The organism is Vibrio sp. 1CM23M, from assembly GCF_023161755.1.
Lineage (GTDB): Bacteria > Pseudomonadota > Gammaproteobacteria > Enterobacterales > Vibrionaceae > Vibrio > Vibrio coralliirubri.
Genome location: NZ_JALNTR010000001.1, coordinates 230,705 through 247,748, shown reverse-complemented (window position 1 = coordinate 247,748; position 17,044 = coordinate 230,705). Strand labels below are relative to the sequence as shown.

Annotated in this window: 11 protein-coding genes; 7 read left to right on the top strand and 4 right to left on the bottom strand. The window is 44.1% G+C overall.

Annotation, left to right across the window (positions count from 1 at the left end):
- Nucleotides 1-10 precede the first annotated feature (10 nt).
- The 5 genes from MSG35_RS01015 to MSG35_RS00995 all read left to right on the top strand — a co-directional run bounded on the left by MSG35_RS01015 (nt 11) and on the right by MSG35_RS00995 (nt 8,992).
- Nucleotides 11-964, top strand: coding sequence for an iron chelate uptake ABC transporter family permease subunit (locus tag MSG35_RS01015; RefSeq protein WP_248382511.1), 954 nt, complete (start codon nt 11-13; stop codon nt 962-964).
- Complete coding sequence (locus MSG35_RS01010; protein WP_136978264.1) at nt 957-1,907, top strand: iron chelate uptake ABC transporter family permease subunit; 951 nt, start codon at nt 957-959, stop codon at nt 1,905-1,907. The genes MSG35_RS01015 and MSG35_RS01010 overlap by 8 nt, the downstream gene beginning before the upstream one ends.
- A 12-nt stretch (nt 1,908-1,919) precedes the next feature.
- Entirely contained in the window at nt 1,920-2,684 is a 765-nt protein-coding gene (locus MSG35_RS01005; RefSeq protein ID WP_017061894.1) for an ATP-binding cassette domain-containing protein, read from the top strand.
- A 310-nt stretch (nt 2,685-2,994) separates the two neighbouring features.
- Nucleotides 2,995-4,020: a two-component system response regulator gene (locus tag MSG35_RS01000; protein ID WP_248382510.1), complete on the top strand. Its 1,026-nt coding sequence runs from the start codon at nt 2,995-2,997 to the stop codon at nt 4,018-4,020.
- 10 nt (nt 4,021-4,030) lie between these two features.
- Nucleotides 4,031-8,992, top strand: a complete 4,962-nt coding sequence (locus tag MSG35_RS00995; RefSeq protein ID WP_348983475.1) for a transporter substrate-binding domain-containing protein — start codon at nt 4,031-4,033, stop codon at nt 8,990-8,992.
- A 94-nt stretch (nt 8,993-9,086) separates the two neighbouring features.
- Here MSG35_RS00995 and MSG35_RS00990 read toward each other — a convergent pair whose 3' ends face one another.
- Nucleotides 9,087-9,977 carry a LysR family transcriptional regulator gene (locus tag MSG35_RS00990; RefSeq protein ID WP_248382506.1) on the bottom strand — a complete coding sequence of 297 codons (891 nt, stop codon included), beginning with the start codon at nt 9,975-9,977 and terminating at the stop codon, nt 9,087-9,089.
- 243 nt (nt 9,978-10,220) lie between these two features.
- On the opposite strand from MSG35_RS00990, the gene MSG35_RS00985 reads away from it, so the two are divergent.
- On the top strand, nt 10,221-11,396 hold the full coding sequence (locus MSG35_RS00985; RefSeq protein ID WP_248382505.1) for an MFS transporter: 1,176 nt from the start codon (nt 10,221-10,223) through the stop codon (nt 11,394-11,396).
- A 226-nt stretch (nt 11,397-11,622) separates the two neighbouring features.
- On the opposite strand, the gene MSG35_RS00980 is transcribed toward MSG35_RS00985, so the two are convergent.
- The 3 genes from MSG35_RS00980 to MSG35_RS00970 form a co-directional block, all read right to left on the bottom strand.
- Complete coding sequence (locus tag MSG35_RS00980) at nt 11,623-14,379, bottom strand: immune inhibitor A domain-containing protein (protein WP_248382504.1); 2,757 nt, start codon at nt 14,377-14,379, stop codon at nt 11,623-11,625.
- A 47-nt stretch (nt 14,380-14,426) separates the two neighbouring features.
- Nucleotides 14,427-14,738 (bottom strand): hypothetical protein, encoded by a 312-nt coding sequence (locus tag MSG35_RS00975; RefSeq protein WP_248382503.1) that lies wholly within the window; start codon nt 14,736-14,738, stop codon nt 14,427-14,429.
- Between the two features lie 575 nt (nt 14,739-15,313).
- The gene (locus MSG35_RS00970; protein WP_248382502.1) at nt 15,314-16,279 is read right to left on the bottom strand and encodes a hypothetical protein; all 966 of its coding nucleotides are present in this window, start codon (nt 16,277-16,279) and stop codon (nt 15,314-15,316) included.
- Between the two features lie 153 nt (nt 16,280-16,432).
- Between MSG35_RS00970 and MSG35_RS00965 the strand changes: the two genes are divergently transcribed.
- Nucleotides 16,433-16,900, top strand: a complete 468-nt coding sequence (locus MSG35_RS00965; protein WP_048606174.1) for an Lrp/AsnC family transcriptional regulator — start codon at nt 16,433-16,435, stop codon at nt 16,898-16,900.
- Nucleotides 16,901-17,044 lie beyond the last annotated feature (144 nt).

The window sequence follows — 17,044 nt, the reverse complement described above, 5'->3', positions numbered from 1 at the left end:
TATTATTTCTATGTTGAAACCCATTGCAGCTGCTGTATTTCTTGTTGTGTTATGCGTTGCGTCATTGATGATTGGAGTCGCTGAAATCAGTTTTGGTGACTTCTTCAATGGCAACCAACACGCCAACTCTATTTATATTGTTAGTCGGATCCCTCGACTACTCGCGATCGTGCTTGCCGGAGCGGGATTGAGTGTTTCTGGTTTGATCATGCAACAAATCGTACAGAACAAGTTTGCCGCGCCTTCGACGATGGGCACCATTGACTGTGCGATGTTGGGCTACATAGTCGGTATTCTCGTGCTAGGCAATGCTGCGCAATGGAGCTACTTAGGCTTTATCTTCGCATTTGCAGTGTTTGGCACCATGCTATTGGTACGCTTCCTGCAACACCTCAAGTTTAAGAACGCGGTATTGGTGCCTTTGATCGGCATCATGTATGGCAATGTGGTTTCAGCGTTGACCACATTTATCGCCTACAAACACGACTTAGTACAAACCATGTCTGCATGGACGATGGCGAACTTTGCGAGCGTATTGCAGGGCAGCTATGAAATCCTTTATCTCGCAGTGCCTGCTTGTGTGCTGGCTTACTACTTTGCGAGTCAGTTCAGTGCGGCGAGCATTGGTGAGAGCTTCGCGAAAAACATCGGCTTGAATTACCAGAAGATCGTCTTCATTGGTGTTGCATTGGTCGCTATCTGCGCCTCTTCTGTGGTGATGATCGTTGGTGTTATCCCATTCCTTGGCCTTATCGTGCCGAATATCGTGTCGCTGATGATGGGCGATAACATGAAGAAGATTCTGCCTTGGACGGCCTACTGGGGCGTGATCTTGGTGTTGGCTTGTGATCTGTTAGCTCGAATCGTCATCTTCCCTTATGAGATTCCAATCTCGATGGTAATCAGCATCTTTGGTGGCTTGATTTTTATCTACCTAATCATGAGAGACAAGTCGAATGCGTGATTCAGTAAAAATTGCGATTCTGGCTATCGCGTCTTTGGGTATGACAGCGTTATTCATCGGGCAGGGGCTTACTTGGGATAACTATGAGTTCTTCTTGTCTCTGCGACTACCAAAACTGCTGTCGATTGTGTTGGCGGCGGTAGCGATCTCGGCGTCGTCACTGGTTTTCCAAACCATTACTAATAACCGAATTCTAACCCCATCCATCTTGGGCTTTGACAGCTTGTATATGCTGGTACAAACGGTACTTCTGTTTGTGTTTGGCAGTGCTAGCTTCTGGGTAATTGACTCAATCGCAAACTTTTCGATGTCTGTGACTGTGATGATCTTGTTCTCGTTTGCTCTGTTCCATTTCTACTTTAAGAGCAAGCGAAACAACGTATTCACACTGCTGTTGATAGGCATCGTATGTGGCAGCGTATTCTCGAGTTTGTCTAACTTCTTGGCGATGTTGATTGATCCCAATGAATTCGCGGTGCTGCAGAATGTGATGTTCGCAAGCTTCAATAACGTGAAAGGCGAACTGGTTTACCTCAGCCTTATTCCATTAGGTTTGAGCTTGCTTGGCCTGTGGTTGTTGGCGCCTAAGCTTGACGTACTTTGGCTTGGCGTAGATAACGCAACAAGCTTGGGTGTGAACACTAAACGACTGACTCAGATTACCTTGGTGATTGTGTCAGTGATGGTCGCGGTGTCTACGGCTTTGGTTGGCCCTGTGCTGTTCTTTGGCTTAATCACCGTGAGTTTAGCTCGTCAGATATTCCGATCTTATCAGCATCGTGTGCTTATCATCGCAAGCAGCTTACTAGCGATCGTGCTATTGGTTTCTGGCCAATGGTTTATCGAAAAAGTGATGGCGTTTGAAACCACTGTGAGTGTGATTATTAACTTGGTCGGCGGTTTGTATTTTATGTTCTTGTTGTTACGCACCAGAATTCAGTAAAGGTAGTAAGTAGTGATTAAATTAACAGGTTTAAGTAAGAAGTATGGCAAGTCACTCGTGGTTGATGATGCCAGTGCTATGTTCCCGAAAGGCGAAGTGACTTCTATCATTGGCCCAAATGGTGCGGGTAAAAGTACACTGCTTTCAATGGCGAGCCGCTTAACCGACAGTGACGCAGGTGAAGTGGTCATTGGCGATAAGTTACTGGCTGAGTGGGATACCAAAGAGCTAGCCAAGCACCTTGCCGTGTTAAGACAATCAAACAACATCAATATGCGATTTACGATTCGTGAGTTGGTCTGTTTTGGTCGTTTCCCACACTCTCAAGGTCGCTTGAAAGACGAAGATCATAAGATCGTCGATACAGCACTAGAACACCTTGGCATTACTGACATCCAAAATAAATACCTTGATGAGTTGAGTGGCGGTCAGCGTCAAATGGCGTTTATCGCGATGGTTGTGGCGCAAGATACGGATTATGTGTTCTTAGATGAGCCACTGAACAATCTTGATATTAAACACTCGGTCGAAATTATGCAGACGTTGCGTCGTTTAGCGCATGAGTTCAATAAAGCGGTCGTTATCGTGATTCATGACATCAACTTCGCTTCTTGTTACTCAGATAACATTGTTGCGATGAAGAAAGGCAAAGTGGTTAAGTCGGGTAAGGTTTCGGAAGTGGTTGAAAAATCAGTGATGGAGTCTATCTACGAGATCCCATTTGAGATTCGTGAGTTCGATGGTGTTCGAATCTGTATGTATTATTCTGGTCGTTAGATTACTGAATAACTCGGTTGTTTTGCTTTCTAGCCGTTGAATGAAAAGAGCTCCCATATGAGGAGCTCTTTTTGTTTTCGGATAGTGTTTTTGTTGTTAGTGAAATGTTGCAATTCAAAGGTGGTTTCCCTTGTATTATAATAACTTAACTGACGTAATATTGACTGGTCGTACTTCTAATAACGCCAGTTTGAAGTCACTCACAGATCTACTCTTCATTTTTGAAAATCAATTGCTTTTTTTTCTGCTTAACCTCTAAAAACCGTTCTACACTAGGGTTATAACTGTTTGATTTGTATACGAGGTATCAATGAGTCGGAAACCCATAGTGTTAGTCGTGGATGACACCCCAAGTAACTTGGATGTGTTAACGGCAATACTCAAAGATACTTATCAAGTGAAAGTAGCGATTAACGGCACAATTGGTATCAAGATCGCGAAGATGGTGCCGCAGCCAGACCTTATCCTCCTTGATATCATGATGCCTGACATCGATGGTTACGAGGTGTGCCGCCAACTTAAAGCTCAGCCGAATACGGCTCACATTCCTATCATTTTCGTGACTGCCACAATTGGTCCAGAAGCCGAAGTGAAAGGCTTGTCTTTAGGTGCTGTCGATTACCTAACGAAACCTATCACGCCTGAAATCGCGCTCCAGCGTGTCAAAACCCACATCGCTTTGTATGACCAACAACGAGCATTGTTCCATCAAGTGAAAGACAAAACCGTCGAGATAAACCTAGGCAAACTTGAGACACTCAATATCTTAGGTCGAGCAGCGGAATTTAAAGACAACGAAACGGGTATGCACGTTAAGCGCATGAGCCACTACTGTGAGGTGTTGGGCAAGGCGTTGGGCATGACTGACGAAGATGCCGAAACGCTCCGAGACGCGGCGCCAATGCACGATATTGGTAAGATAGGTATTCCTGATAACGTGTTACTTAAGCCCGGAAAACTCGATGCGGAAGAGTGGACGATCATGCAGAAACATGTCGAGTATGGTGTGGAGATTTTAGGGCAGCAAAGTGATTCAAAACTGATGCGCATGGCGATTCAAGTGGCGCAGTATCACCACGAGAAATGGGATGGTTCCGGTTACCCAAGTCAAGTGGCAGGGGAAGACATCCCATTGGTTGGCAGAATCGCTGCTGTGGCTGATGTGTTTGATGCACTGACTGCAGAACGCCCTTATAAAAAAGCTTGGAGTGTCGAAGATGCTTTGGCCTTAATCACTGAGCAGAAAGGTAAGCATTTTGACCCGACTATCGTTGATCTGTTTTTCATTAAATTGCCTGAGATTCTAGAGATTAAAGAGAAGTTCAAAGATGAGTGACCTCTGGCAGATGTGGGGTAAGTGGGGTAAGCGTTATGTCATCGCCATAATTTTGTTTGTTGTATTCGTTGTTCGTGCCGCTAGCGTCAACGCAGAGGCGGCTCCAGAGCAACAACCAAACCTATGGCACGACCCTGATCGTGAAATCACGTTTGTTGCGCTATCCAGTCATTATCCTTACTCATTTATTGGTGATGACGGAAAAGTCGACGGGATTATTCGAGATTGGGCTTACGATCTTGAAGAGCGTTTCAACGTAAAAACCAACTTCATCAGCGTAGATTCTCACGCTGAAGCAAAGCAAGCTTTGTTAGACGGGAAAGGCGATGTGTTTCCTTTTCAACAGTTTGATCCCAGCGAAGGAGGTCGTTTCCTTCAAACCGATCCTTATATCTCGTACCAAATTGCCGTCATTCTTCCTACCGATGACCACCTCAACAATAAAATTGAGCAAGAGGCCAAGAGACGAATTGCCATGGTTCGTGAAAGCATCGACCTTGAGCGATCTGGCGTGCAGCTTAGTTCGATTGAGAGAGTTGAGTTCGATACGGCCATTGATGCTATTCGTGCATTAGAAGATGGGTCGGTTGATGGCTTACTGGCTGAACCTGTAACCACCATGGATCTTGCTCATAAAAGCGGAGTAGAGAATTTAGCGGTCAACCATGTACTTGATCGCTGGAAGAGTATCAAAGCAGCCATGGTTATTCGTTCAAACGACAATGAGTTGCTTAACTTGTTGAATCAACAGATTGCAACGTTTGATATCGGTAAAAAGAACCGTATTTTATCTAAATGGTTAGATGACTCGCCTTATCGCTCTCCCATTAAAGGTGTATTTGGATTCGGCAACCCGCCTTACATGTATCCAGACAGTACTTCTGTTGGCTTAGAGCATGACATTATGCAAAGGGCATTGAACGATATGGGGTATCGACTGGGTGACGTTGTCACTTTGCCGCGTAGTGCGGCTCGTCAAGCCATTGATAGCAATAGCTCAATATCGTTTGTTTCTGGCGTTCAACTGGATGACTCTTCATTGCACTTTGTCAGTGACAAGGTGATGGATGTTGATTTTGTGCCAGTGTCATTAAAGAGGCGTAAGCTGGATTTGAAGTCGGCAAAAAATTTGTCATTGGGTGCTTTGCTGTTCGATGAAACATCGCCGATTAAAAACTCTGTAGAAGTGTTGGAAAGCCAATTGAGCATTGATCGGATAGAAGATCTCGACAGCCTAGAGTCGGCATTTTCCCAGCTGAGAGCTCAAAATGTTGATCTTCTGATGGTAGAAAGGCGCGTATTAACCTGGTTTGTTACCAATACCCGGTTTATTGAAATGCGCGAGATACAGCTCCATGAAGATTATAAAGTCAGTTATCCCATCTACGTGGATTTCAGGGGGGCCGAACTAAGAGACCGCTTCAACGCCGCATTGGCAAACCTGAAAAGGGAAGACGGTGAGTTTGAGCCAATCCTTAGAAGACAAATTAAGAACGACCTGACTCCAGTTTTGAAGAAGGCCGATATTATTGCTCAAATCTCAGCGTACTTTATCGTCAATGACCGCTTTGACGAATTGCCTAAGATTTTTGACATATTTGATGCAGATAATACCTTCACGGTGATTTCGGCACTGGCTGATAATAATAAGCGACCGCTTGAATCTTGGTTCCTAGGAGATGTATCAACGTCATCATTGGACAAGAAAAACACCTCTAAATTGTCATCCGTGACGAAAGGCGCTGGCTATAAAACGCAGACGGGCAGCACCAATGCTGGGTTTATGACGTTCTATTTCGATGTGGATTCCGTGGAAGGAAGCTATGTATATTTCCCAGCCATTGAGCAGTTCAATTCATTCGGAGATGGCGCAAAGCGTTATATTTCAGATATTTACCAATCAAACAACTTAGCCGGTGAACTTCTTAATCTTAGTCAAAATGAACGTCAGTGGATAAAGTCTCATCCAGTATTAAAAATCGGTATTGATCCTAACTCTTTGCCTTATGAGGCAGTATCGAGCAAAGGGGAATACATCGGCATGATCGATGATTACCTAAAGCTGATCGAACAGAAAACAGGTTTACGCTTGGAACATGTTGATGTCGGCAGTTGGCAGGAGACTCGACGACTCGTTGATCATAGAAAAGTGCACCTTGTCTCGGCCGCTGTGGAGAATCGTTCACTTAGCGAGAGCGTGAAGGCGGGTAAACCGTTATTTTCTAGTCGCTTGGCCATTGCCTCAAGACGAGATGTGAATAGCCTTGTGTTAGAAGAAGCGACTGGATGGAACATTGGTATTTTGGAAGGGGGAGCCAACACAGAAGCTATCGTAGAGAGTTACCCTGATATCAATTGGTCTATGGTGCCATCGACCAATGATGGCTTAGAACGTGTCGACTCGGGAGAGTTTGATGCAATGATTGATACCGTTGATGTCCTAAATTACTTAATCGACTCCTTTGGCTACCGAGGAATTGGCATTATCGGTCGATTAGATTTCTTCTTGTCTCCAACACTGCATGTCATCAAGTCTGAGCCATTACTGTTGTCTATTGTGAACAAAGCGATAGGCAGCATCTCGGCTGAAGAACATCAGAAAATCTCAGCAAAGTGGGCGGCACCCAAAGCGATAGAGAGAGTTGACTATCAATTGGTTTACACCATTTCGGTTTTTTCTCTGGTGATCCTTCTTCTTATTATTTTTTGGAATCGTAAATTAACTAAGCAGATCATTATTGCTAAGGAAGCGACCGAAGCTCTAGAAAAGGCGCAGAACCAACTCTACAACATGCTAAATAGCTCTCCAATCGCCGCTAGTGTTGTGTTAGAAGAGAAGGTTCGCTATGCCAACGATACTGCGAAACGCCTGTTTGGGGTTGAAGATCTGGATCTTGATTCTATCGATGCGGCTGCTATTCATGATTCCTTAGCCGTTCGGGACGATGTACATAAGGAGCTTAATCTCAATGGAAAGGTGGTAAACAGAGAGTTGGTGCTAAGAAAGTCTGACGGAACCCGTTTCGTCGCGCTCGTCAGCTATTATTTGTTTGAGCTAGATGGCGAGATAGCAACACTATTTTGGGCATTCGATATTTCAGAAATGAAACGCCTAAACGAACAACTTGAAGAAGAGAAACAGAGAGCCGATCTGGCTAGCCAAGCTAAATCGGAATTCTTAGCCAATATGAGTCACGAAATTAGAACGCCAATGAACGCAATAATTGGTTTGTCTTATCTGGCCATTGGCGAAATATCTAATCCTGTTGCTCGAAACTATATTGAGAAAGTGCACCGTTCGGGGCATTCACTGTTAAGCATCATTAATGACATCCTCGACTTCTCTAAGATAGAGGCGGGACAGCTTGCCATTGATAGCATCCCATTTGATCCCGCAACGACCTTTAAAGATGTGATTGAGTTGATGGAGTCGAAAGCGGCTGAGAAACAACTCAATTTGTCGATGGTCATCGACCCAGAATTAGACACGCCATTACAAGGCGATCCCTTGAGGTTGTTCCAAGTCATACTCAACCTTGTGGGCAACGCGATTAAGTTTACGGAAAAAGGCAGCGTAGCGTTAACGGTGGAGCATCTTGACTCGAACGATAGCAGCCTAACCATGAAAGTGAGTGTGATGGATACCGGGATAGGCATCTCGGATGAGAACCGTCACAAGCTGTTTGAAGCCTTTAGCCAAGCGGATACCACAACGACACGTCGATTTGGCGGTACAGGGCTTGGGCTCAACATTAGCCAGAAATTAGTGCATGCGATGGGCAGTCAAATTACTGTGGAAAGTGTTTACGGGCAAGGCAGTGAGTTCTCCTTTGTACTGACATTGCCACGATCAAGCTCGGATGCGTTAGCCGACTTCAAAGCCCAAGAGCTGCAACTGGATTACCAGATAGAGTTCAAAGGCCAAAGGGTGCTATTGGTTGAAGACAATGATCTGAACCAAGATCTAGCCTTAGCATTTTTCAGTCGTTCCAAATTGAATGCCGATCTTGCTGAAAACGGAAAGGAAGCGCTGGAGTTAGCTAAAAACAACGACTACGAAATAATCTTCATGGATCTTCAAATGCCAATTATGGACGGCTTTGAAGCAACCCGCTTGATTCGTGAGTTCGATACAGATGTACCGATTATTGCAATGTCGGCCAATGTTTTTGCTGATGCGAAACAACGAGCGAGGGCGTCGGGCGTCACGGACTTCTTGGATAAGCCAATTGTTATTGATAAAGCGATGTCTTTGATTACTCGTTACATTGTTCCTGAGGTATTAGTTGAAGGTCGAGCGCCATCAGACACGTCTTCAGATGCGATCCAGACAGGTGATTCTGTTGAGAGTGCGGAATTACACTCCGATACTCACATAGAACCGCCTGTTTTCTCTCAGTCGAGGTTTGAGCAACTGACTTATCATGATGTGCAGCTGCAAGCCAAAATGCTTGATAGGTTCTGCCAAGGCTCGCCAGACATGATGTCGGAAGCTTTCGATAATTTAGTACAAGGTGAATGGGAGACGTTAGAGCGTAATCTTCATACCTTAAAAAGCATGGCAGCTGCGATTGGTGGATTGCGATTGGCAGAGTTACTCAGTGATTTAGAAAGCAAAGCTCATAACAAGGCGTGTGATGAAGAAGATCTTAAGCAAGGTGAACTTAGGTTAATCGAACTGACTAAAGCAGTTGAGATCAGCTTTGATGTGTCTGGTGTTGAGGGATTCAATACGACAAGTACTGAAGAAGCCGATGCGAGTCTTGCTGATACCTCTGATTCACCGAGCATCACGTCAGAACAGCATGCTCAGTTGCTATCACTGCTGGAAGCTTATGATAACGATGCAACGCAATATGTGACTGAGTTACTGGCACAGTATCCAGATTCTGCGGTTCTCAAAGATGTTCAAAGTGCTTTAGATAATTACGACTTTGAACGAGCCAAAGAGGGGCTTGGCGCTTCTGAGTAGTTGTCTTTTAAAAATATCACTTCAACATTAAAGCCTTTAGTTCTTACAGCGAAATAATGAGCTAGCTAAAGGCTTTAAATCTATTTATACCGAACTAACCACTCACGTTCTGTTTGATCAATTCAACAACCGTATCGTATCTGTGCGGCAGTTTTCGGTTTCGTTTTTGAACCAAATACAGCGTTTCCTCAACTTCTACCTTTGGCGCCACAACGTGTAGCTTGTCTCGTTCTGGGAAGTGCTCAACCGCGCCAGCCGGTAACACGGTAAAACCTAACCCTTTTGATACGGGTAGCAAGATCTGGTGAAGCTGATTGATGTAGCCAGATCTTGGTATCTCATTAACGTTGATGTTCGCTAAGTCTTTATCTCCGCACAGGTCGAAATACAAAGACAGATAGTGTGCAGAATCTGGGTGCGCAATCAGGCCAATGTCATGAAGTACTTGCGGCGTTATCTCTAAATCAGCAAGGCTGTGATGGACAATAAGACACAGTGCTTCTTTGCCGATGACTTGGCTTTGGTAGTAGCTGTCGTTCGGGGAATGCCTAACAATGCCGATATCGGTAGTGCCTTCGCTTAGGTCATTCAATATCTTTTTGTTTGGAGCTGCTTCTAAGTTAATGCTGAGCTCTTGGTGTTGCTGTTGAAGTTCAAGAAGCTTGGGATATAGACGTAAAGAGAGTGAGCCAGAGCAAGACAAGTGACATTGCCCAGCATAAGGATTATCAAAACTCAGAGACTCAAAAAGATCTTCTTGGTCTTTCTCTAGCTTGAGCGCATAGCGATACATAATCCGACCCTGTTCGGTCAGCTCGAAGCTCTTATTTTCTCGAGAGAGCAGGTCACAATTACAAGCTTGTTCAAGCTTCTTGATGTGTTGGCTGACTCCTGGTTGTGTCATGTACAACTTTTCTGCCGTTTGGGTGAAATGTCCAACTTCAACCAGAGTCTTAAACGTATTGAGCCAAAGTGGATTAATCATACTCACCTTCAAATGCTAAAGCCTATAAACAACAAAGCCAATAAATAACAGAAAATTATTATTATCTTAAGTAATGATAATTTCAACTCTAGTGTCTTAAGTAACGCTAATCAAAGTCATATGGTGGTAACACTTTATATTGGTCTATTGGTCGCTTTGTAGAGTTGCTATGAGTAACAAAGTGTTGCGACTTTGTTGAATTTTTGGTCTATTGACCAACTGTGCTCATATTTAGGAACGAAGATGAATAGAAATGTTTGGCTGCTCTCACTGTGTCAGGCCCTGTTGATGACGGGTAACATATTACTGATCTCTGTGATTGGTTTGATCGGTAAGCAGATTGCGCCCAGTGTCAGCATGATTACCTTGCCGGTTGCACTGCAGTTTTTGGGTTTAATGGCAGCCACTATTCCTGCATCTTTAATTTCTGGCAAGTTAGGGAGAAAGCGAGGGTTTAGCATTGGTAATGTGGTTGGCATTACAGGGGCTAGTCTTGCCACCTACGCACTGTCTCAACAACACTTCTATCTGTTCTGTTTCGCTACGTTCTTACTTGGGATAGGCATAGGTTTTGGCACGCTTTATCGTTTTGCTGCAATCGAGGTGTGTGATGAAAATGCCCGTCATCGAGCGATATCTATCTCTATGGCTGGTGGCGTTCTAGCAGCAGTATTAGGGCCAAACTTGGCGATTATGTCTCAGCAGTGGTCGCAAGATGGCTTGTACATTGGTGCTTTTGCTTCTTTGATTGGATTGAACATTCTTGCGTTACTCATCTTACAAACCATTCAATTCCCAAAAGTCTCTTTTAATAGTCAGGCGCCTAAATCCGATCCTCTCAGTGTGATAGTGAAAGCACCTAACTTTATTGGCGCAGTGTTTGCTGCCATGGTCGCTTATGCGGTGATGAATATCCTGATGACAGCAACACCATTGGCAATGATTGGCTGTGGCTTTGACTTTACTAAAGCGGCGGGTGTGATTGAGTGGCATGTGTTGGGGATGTTTGTACCTGCATTCTTTACTGGTTCACTTATCGAGAAGTTTGGCTCAAGAATGATGATCTTAGCAGGCGGGGTGCTGTTCGTTGTCTGTATCGCGATTAACATTCATGGCGAATCTATTTGGCACTTCAGAGCGGCCTTGGTTGTGCTAGGTGTCGGTTGGAACTTCATGTTTATCGCGGCCACGGGTTTGTTTAGTCAGTCTTACCAATCGCAGAACAAAGCCAAGGCACAAGCGTTTAATGAATTTATTGTCTTTGGTTGTGTGACGATTACCGCCATGCTCTCTGGCTGGTTAGAATCGACAGCTGGATGGCAGAACCTCAATATCTATGTCTTACCATTCGTGTTAGCTGTTATCTTGTTGTTCGCGTTCAGCGCACGTAAATCACACATTCAAAAACAACCGGTTTAAGGACCAGTTGAACCGCTGAAAATTGAACGTATTGCTACGGTAACCGATTTACAGTACTAATGATGCTATCCAAACACAGACAAATAAAAAGCCCTACCAATAAGGTAGGGCTTTTGCTTACGGCTTAAATAATAACGTTTTCTTAAAACTGCTGTCTTGGCTTATATCCTGTAACAACAGTACTTAAGCTTGTGTTGTAAATACGCATGACAGAGCCTGCGATGATTTACAGGTCGACCAAAATCGTTTTGGTGGTAATCCCACCTTGGTCATCGATTATCTTGAGTGTCACCTCGTGCTTTCCGTATGAAGGGAAAATTGACGTGAATGTGCGACCTCGTTTGACCTTTCCGTTTGGAAGTGTCCACTCGGTATCAACAATACGACCATCGCTGTCTGAACTTGTAGACCACATGGTGACCCAGCGGCCCAAGTGAATGTACTTCGCGCTCGCTTCTGGAAGGGCGTTTGGAGATTCAACACTCACTACGGAGCTAAATGAATCGGTAGCGCCTTTGTCGTCGACAACAGTCAAGTTCACCGTGTATTCACCCGCTTGCTCGTAAGACCAAGTTGGTGCCACTTCGTTACTTGTTGTGCCGTTCCCAAAGTCCCATAGGTAACGGGTGATCTCACCGTCTTGGTCTGAGCTGAAGTTACGTGCTGAAACGTTCAGGTCAGTCACATTCAGCTCGAAGTTCGCAGTAGGAGCGACGTTGTGTTGGCTTACTTTAGATAAGCGAACCACGCCGTATTCGTTGTTATCACTTTGATTCACAATATCGACCGCTAAACCAAACTCCGTCAGGATACGTCCTGAATCTGGTGCTTGAGGCGATGTGTAATCTTGGTCATCCGAGAAGCTAGCATTGCCAACCAAACTGGTATCTTCGAGTACATCATTGTCGCTGTTTACAAGACGCATTGGAGTATGATCTTTGAGTGAAAACGCTGCGTCTCGAACTTGGTAGCGTGTTTGAGCTACTTCACCAGAGTTTGCCCACACCATGGCATTTTGGTCTGCATCGACCACGCCTAACCAACCTTCACCAGGGTGTTTACCTATCCAGTTGTCAGTTAGTGATTCGTCGACGTACCAAATGATCAAGCCTGGGTCGAATGACATCAGTTGTCCCATGCGTTTGATGTTCGCTAGGCCTTCATCAACATCCATGTGGCTGCGCCATTGCAATAGATAGTAGTGCTGCGCTTGATGGAATCCATTACTCAGCTTGTAGCCATTTAGGGCGAAGGTGGAGTTACTTTCAGCATCGTCTATTGGAGTCACTTCACCATCAACGACCACACTGAGGTTATCCAAATAGAAGCCTTCCATTGCTAAGCCGCCATCGGTGATGTATTCAAAAGACAGCTCAACTTCTTGGCCTGCCCATTGTGAAACGTCGAACTCAGCGTCTATCCATCCGCCAGACTCGCCGCCAATAGCAGGAACGAGGCCAGTATTGTATGGGTCGTCCATTGAGGTAATGTTGCCTGCAATGGCTTGTCCGTTGATTAGCACGCGCGCAAAGTCGTAGTCTTTTTCAATCTCATACCAAGTTTTGAACGAAAGCAGAGCAGAACCACCCGCTGGGATCACCAACTTGCGAGTCATACTGTTTTTAAGGTCATCGCCTTTTTGAGAGTGGAATGAATACTCGCCCTCAAAGGGTTTCAGACCTTCAATCTGCTTTTCAGGAAGATCCACTTTAATCATGTTCGGACGGCTGTTATCCGTTGTTTGGAACAGCGTATACACTTGTGGGTTGTCTTCTAGGTCATTAATCGAGATCTGATCATCGTTAACCCAACGGCCGCCAATCGATTTCTGTAGGAAGTGTTTTGCCCAAGAGCTAAATGCCGTTGGTTGTGTACCGCCAATTTGACCTGCCCAACTCCCCGAAGACATGATTGACCAGTAAGAAACCGGTTCGCCTTTGCCTGTGTATTGCGTGTCATACTCGTCTGGTAAGCCTAAATCATGGCCATATTCGTGGGCACAAACACCCGCAGCCGCATCAATCGGTTGAATGGTGTAATCGAACGCCGCGTATTGGCCACCAAATCGATCTGGAAGCGAGCTAGAAGTACCTTCCAGTACATGAGTGCGACCAAGGTTGAATCGGTGAGACCAAATCGCATCAGGGCCTAACACGCCACCACCGGCTTCTTCGCCTACCGATGCATGAAACACCATCAGGTGATCAATCACACCATCGGGTTCGCGGAAATTTCCGTCACCGTCGTAATCGTAACGATCTTCGATGTCGTAATCGGCTAGGTTGATACTCGGATCTTGAGCCAGTTGATTCAGCGCTTCACGAACCAGTTCTTGGGCGTTTAGGTCGTTGTCGGTGGTAGGGGAGTTGCCACCATAGAATGAAGCGGGCTTTGAGGCGCGATACCAACCTGCCGCTTGACCTGCAACGCTGTAGCTGTCACCTGACTCGCTTTGGTAATATTGGCGCATCGAGATTAGGTTCTCGCCATTGGGCCCTGTGTAGCCAGAATTTGAGAACAACAGCTCTTGGTAATGCTCTGGGTTGTAGCTCTCGTAGAGCATCTGCGTGTGCTCTTCAGTCAGCTTGTTGTTATCCCAGTTCAAATCAGGGAAATCGACCAATAGAGCGAGTACTTTATCGGTACGCTTGGTGCCGACTTCCAAAGCAAAGACACTGACCTTTTTAACGCCAGATCCTTTCTCAATGGCTTTGAGTATTTTCGCGCGTTGCTCAAGTGCTTTTTTACCGAATTGAGCATCGCCTTTAAAACCAGAATTGATTTTATTTTTCAAGTAACGGTCAAGTGCATCCTGCTTTGCCACATCGGTTGCATCTTGGTCGACTAAGCCTTGTCTAACTAGCATTTCAATGAGTTTGTCTTCATTAACTACGCCTAAATCAATAGGTGTTTTTGCATAACCACTGACGCTAAATAGAGTAAGCATTGCTGAAGCCAACAATGTTTTTCTCATCATTTTCATTATATTTCCTTTTTATATTTCCATGTCGATATCAGTATCAACTTGCCTTATTCGGATCTGTTCTCCGAGTTTGGCCTAATACACTCTCGTGGTGTCTTATTTAACTGACGTGTGTTTGTTGTATGTTTTTTACCTTCTATCTCTTTTGTATTGGTTGTCTCTTTTCTATTTTTTGAATCAAACGGAGTGCTCTTTACTTTTTTAGCGTTGAGATAGATACGCAAAGCTTCTTGATTTTCCTCATAGGTTAAGCCTGAACATATAACACCTCGTTTAATCAATGACTTCAGCAATAGTTCGTCGTTCTCAATAGTGGAAGCCTGTGACAGTGAGGAAAAAATTAGAACCATTAAAGCCATTGTTTTTCTGGGTGTTTTTGTAAGAGCCCTAGTTGTACGAGTCTCGGTTGTAAGAGGCGCTGTTATAAGGAACATAGTCATAAGAGCCATCAGTTTTGATTATGTAACAAAATATATTTATAAAATTTACCAATCAAATAGATAATTATTACAATTAATTATTCGTTCCGGTTTCAACATTTAGAGTTAATATAAAATAAGGAGTGTTATTTATTCTATTATCAGTTATTTAATGGGTTTTGTTGAATGAATATCTGATAGTTTGGATGTTTAATAACATTGATTAGAATGCGGTTATTATTCTGGAGGGCGCTTTATAAAAGGAGTTGGCTTCTAAATAATAAGATAATTTTTTATTATCGGTGTTTTAAAATACGCATGTAATAACTGAGTCATTAGTAAATACCCATGCTAAAATTATTTTCACTCGAAATATCAATAATTAGGGTATTGAGAGTAACTTTCAGTGTTTCAATGACGTGAAATTTAACAATAACGGCGGTGATAGGATCGACGAGTAGCAAAAAGAGCCCGTATTTGAGCTCTTTTTCTTTTAGTCTCGTTGGTATTTTTACTTATGACTGAGAGACATCGCGATAAAAGTAACGTTCGCAAGTGCTCGGATTCATGCGCTTAATGATGTTGGATATTAAAGCGATAACCAGCACTGAGAATACCAACCTTCCCCAAAATATGGTGTAGAAGTCTGCCCCAATGAGCATGATCAACAACGTATCTTCAATCAAGCTGTGGAGCAAGTTGAGCAGCATGATTGCGGTGAATACATCCCTCGCGGAGATATGTCCTTTCTTGGCTTCGTTGATCAATAAGCCGCCGCCAAACGAAAGACCTAGCGTGATTCCTATAATCGTTAGGTTGGTTGCGTCCTTGCTGATTCCTAGTAGTCTCAAGAACGGTCTTAACAATATTGCCATGAGCTTTTCAATGCCGAGAATCTTTAAAACCTTGAGTAGCAGTAATAGCGCTGAAATCACCATGAAGATAACCGCAAAGCTCTTGAGCTGTTCAACTGCCCAACCCAAATAGCTTGTGTCTCCTGATACCTCCGGCTGCCAAAGCACGGTTGCTGGGTAGTTGAGCAAATCCCCGTATTGATAGCTGAGGTTGAGTAGCCATGCCAGCACCAAGCTACCACCGACTCGCACCGACAGCGTAGCCAGCCAGCTCACGCCTGCCTTTTTGGCTATCGCTCCTTCAATCGGCAGTGAGTGGGCGAGAAGCATCATACTGCCTAAAACCGAGGCTTGAGCAACCGTTAAGGGAGCGTCGGAATTGATGAGAATAATGATCCCCGCATAGATGTTAGTGAGTATGGTGGTTGCCCATACCAAGCCCATTTCTTTCGGTAAGCCGACGCTTTCCATTATTGGGCTCAGCCATTCGCTAAGAATCACGATGCCGCCGAGCTCTTCAATGACCTTTATCACGATGATAATTGGAATCATGATTCGGAAAAGAGTCGAGGTGACATCGAAAATCTCTCTAAGGAGTTCTTTAAAAAATTGATAGGTTGATTTCATAGTTACGACCATGGTTCGATTGTTTGGTATGAGAAGATCTTACCGTGATTGTTGTGATTCAGATTTCTAAATTGACCTTTAAAGTTGCGATAGATTTTTTAATTATCGTAGTATTAAAAATTATAAGTCATAAATGTATTGGTTTAAGAAATTATGGTGATTGACCGTATAGATAGAAGCATTCTGGTTGAACTGCAAAAGAACAACAGAATCCCTAATCAGACATTGGCTGAGCTGGTCGGGTTGTCACCGCCTGCTTGCTTAAAGCGAGTGAAACGGCTGAGAGAAGAGGGCGTGATAGTCGGTGATGTGTCCATCATTAATCCAGAACTGACTGGTAGTAAGATGACTTTGGTTGTGTCCGTGGAAATGGAGCGTGACCGAGGGGATATTTATCAAATATTTCGCCATTCTATTTCAAAGGCAGAAGAGGTCACGCAGTGCTATCAGATATCAGGCAGCTTTGATTTCATGCTGATTGTGACGGTCAAAGACATTCAAGCCTACGAAGACTTTGTGGAGCGAGTACTGCGCAAAGATCTGAATATTCGTAAATTCCATACCTCTGTTTCAATGAGAACCGTGAAATTTACCACTGCAGTAAACTTAGATGAGTCGTGACTGTTAGCTCGAGAAGGTATGTGAAGTTATTAGCTTTGTGAGGTACTTAGCTAATATTTGTATAAATAGCAGGCATTTACACAAAATGTGACGTTCACATTTTGTCATAACTTTAATAATTGTATATATTCCTCGCCTAAAATA

Bases quoted from the DNA above. Each gene is read 5' to 3' on its own strand.
- MSG35_RS01015 (WP_248382511.1), top strand. From the start codon at position 11: ATGTTGAAACCCATTGCAGCTGCTGTATTTCTTGTTGTGTTATGCGTT.
- MSG35_RS01010 (WP_136978264.1), top strand. From the start codon at position 957: ATGCGTGATTCAGTAAAAATTGCGATTCTGGCTATCGCGTCTTTGGGT.
- MSG35_RS01000 (WP_248382510.1), top strand. From the start codon at position 2,995: ATGAGTCGGAAACCCATAGTGTTAGTCGTGGATGACACCCCAAGTAAC.
- MSG35_RS00995 (WP_348983475.1), top strand. From the start codon at position 4,031: ATGTGGGGTAAGTGGGGTAAGCGTTATGTCATCGCCATAATTTTGTTT.
- MSG35_RS00990 (WP_248382506.1), bottom strand. From the start codon at position 9,977: ATGATTAATCCACTTTGGCTCAATACGTTTAAGACTCTGGTTGAAGTT.
- MSG35_RS00985 (WP_248382505.1), top strand. From the start codon at position 10,221: ATGAATAGAAATGTTTGGCTGCTCTCACTGTGTCAGGCCCTGTTGATG.
- MSG35_RS00980 (WP_248382504.1), bottom strand. From the start codon at position 14,379: ATGAAAATGATGAGAAAAACATTGTTGGCTTCAGCAATGCTTACTCTA.
- MSG35_RS00975 (WP_248382503.1), bottom strand. From the start codon at position 14,738: ATGGCTTTAATGGTTCTAATTTTTTCCTCACTGTCACAGGCTTCCACT.
- MSG35_RS00970 (WP_248382502.1), bottom strand. From the start codon at position 16,279: ATGAAATCAACCTATCAATTTTTTAAAGAACTCCTTAGAGAGATTTTC.
- MSG35_RS00965 (WP_048606174.1), top strand. From the start codon at position 16,433: ATGGTGATTGACCGTATAGATAGAAGCATTCTGGTTGAACTGCAAAAG.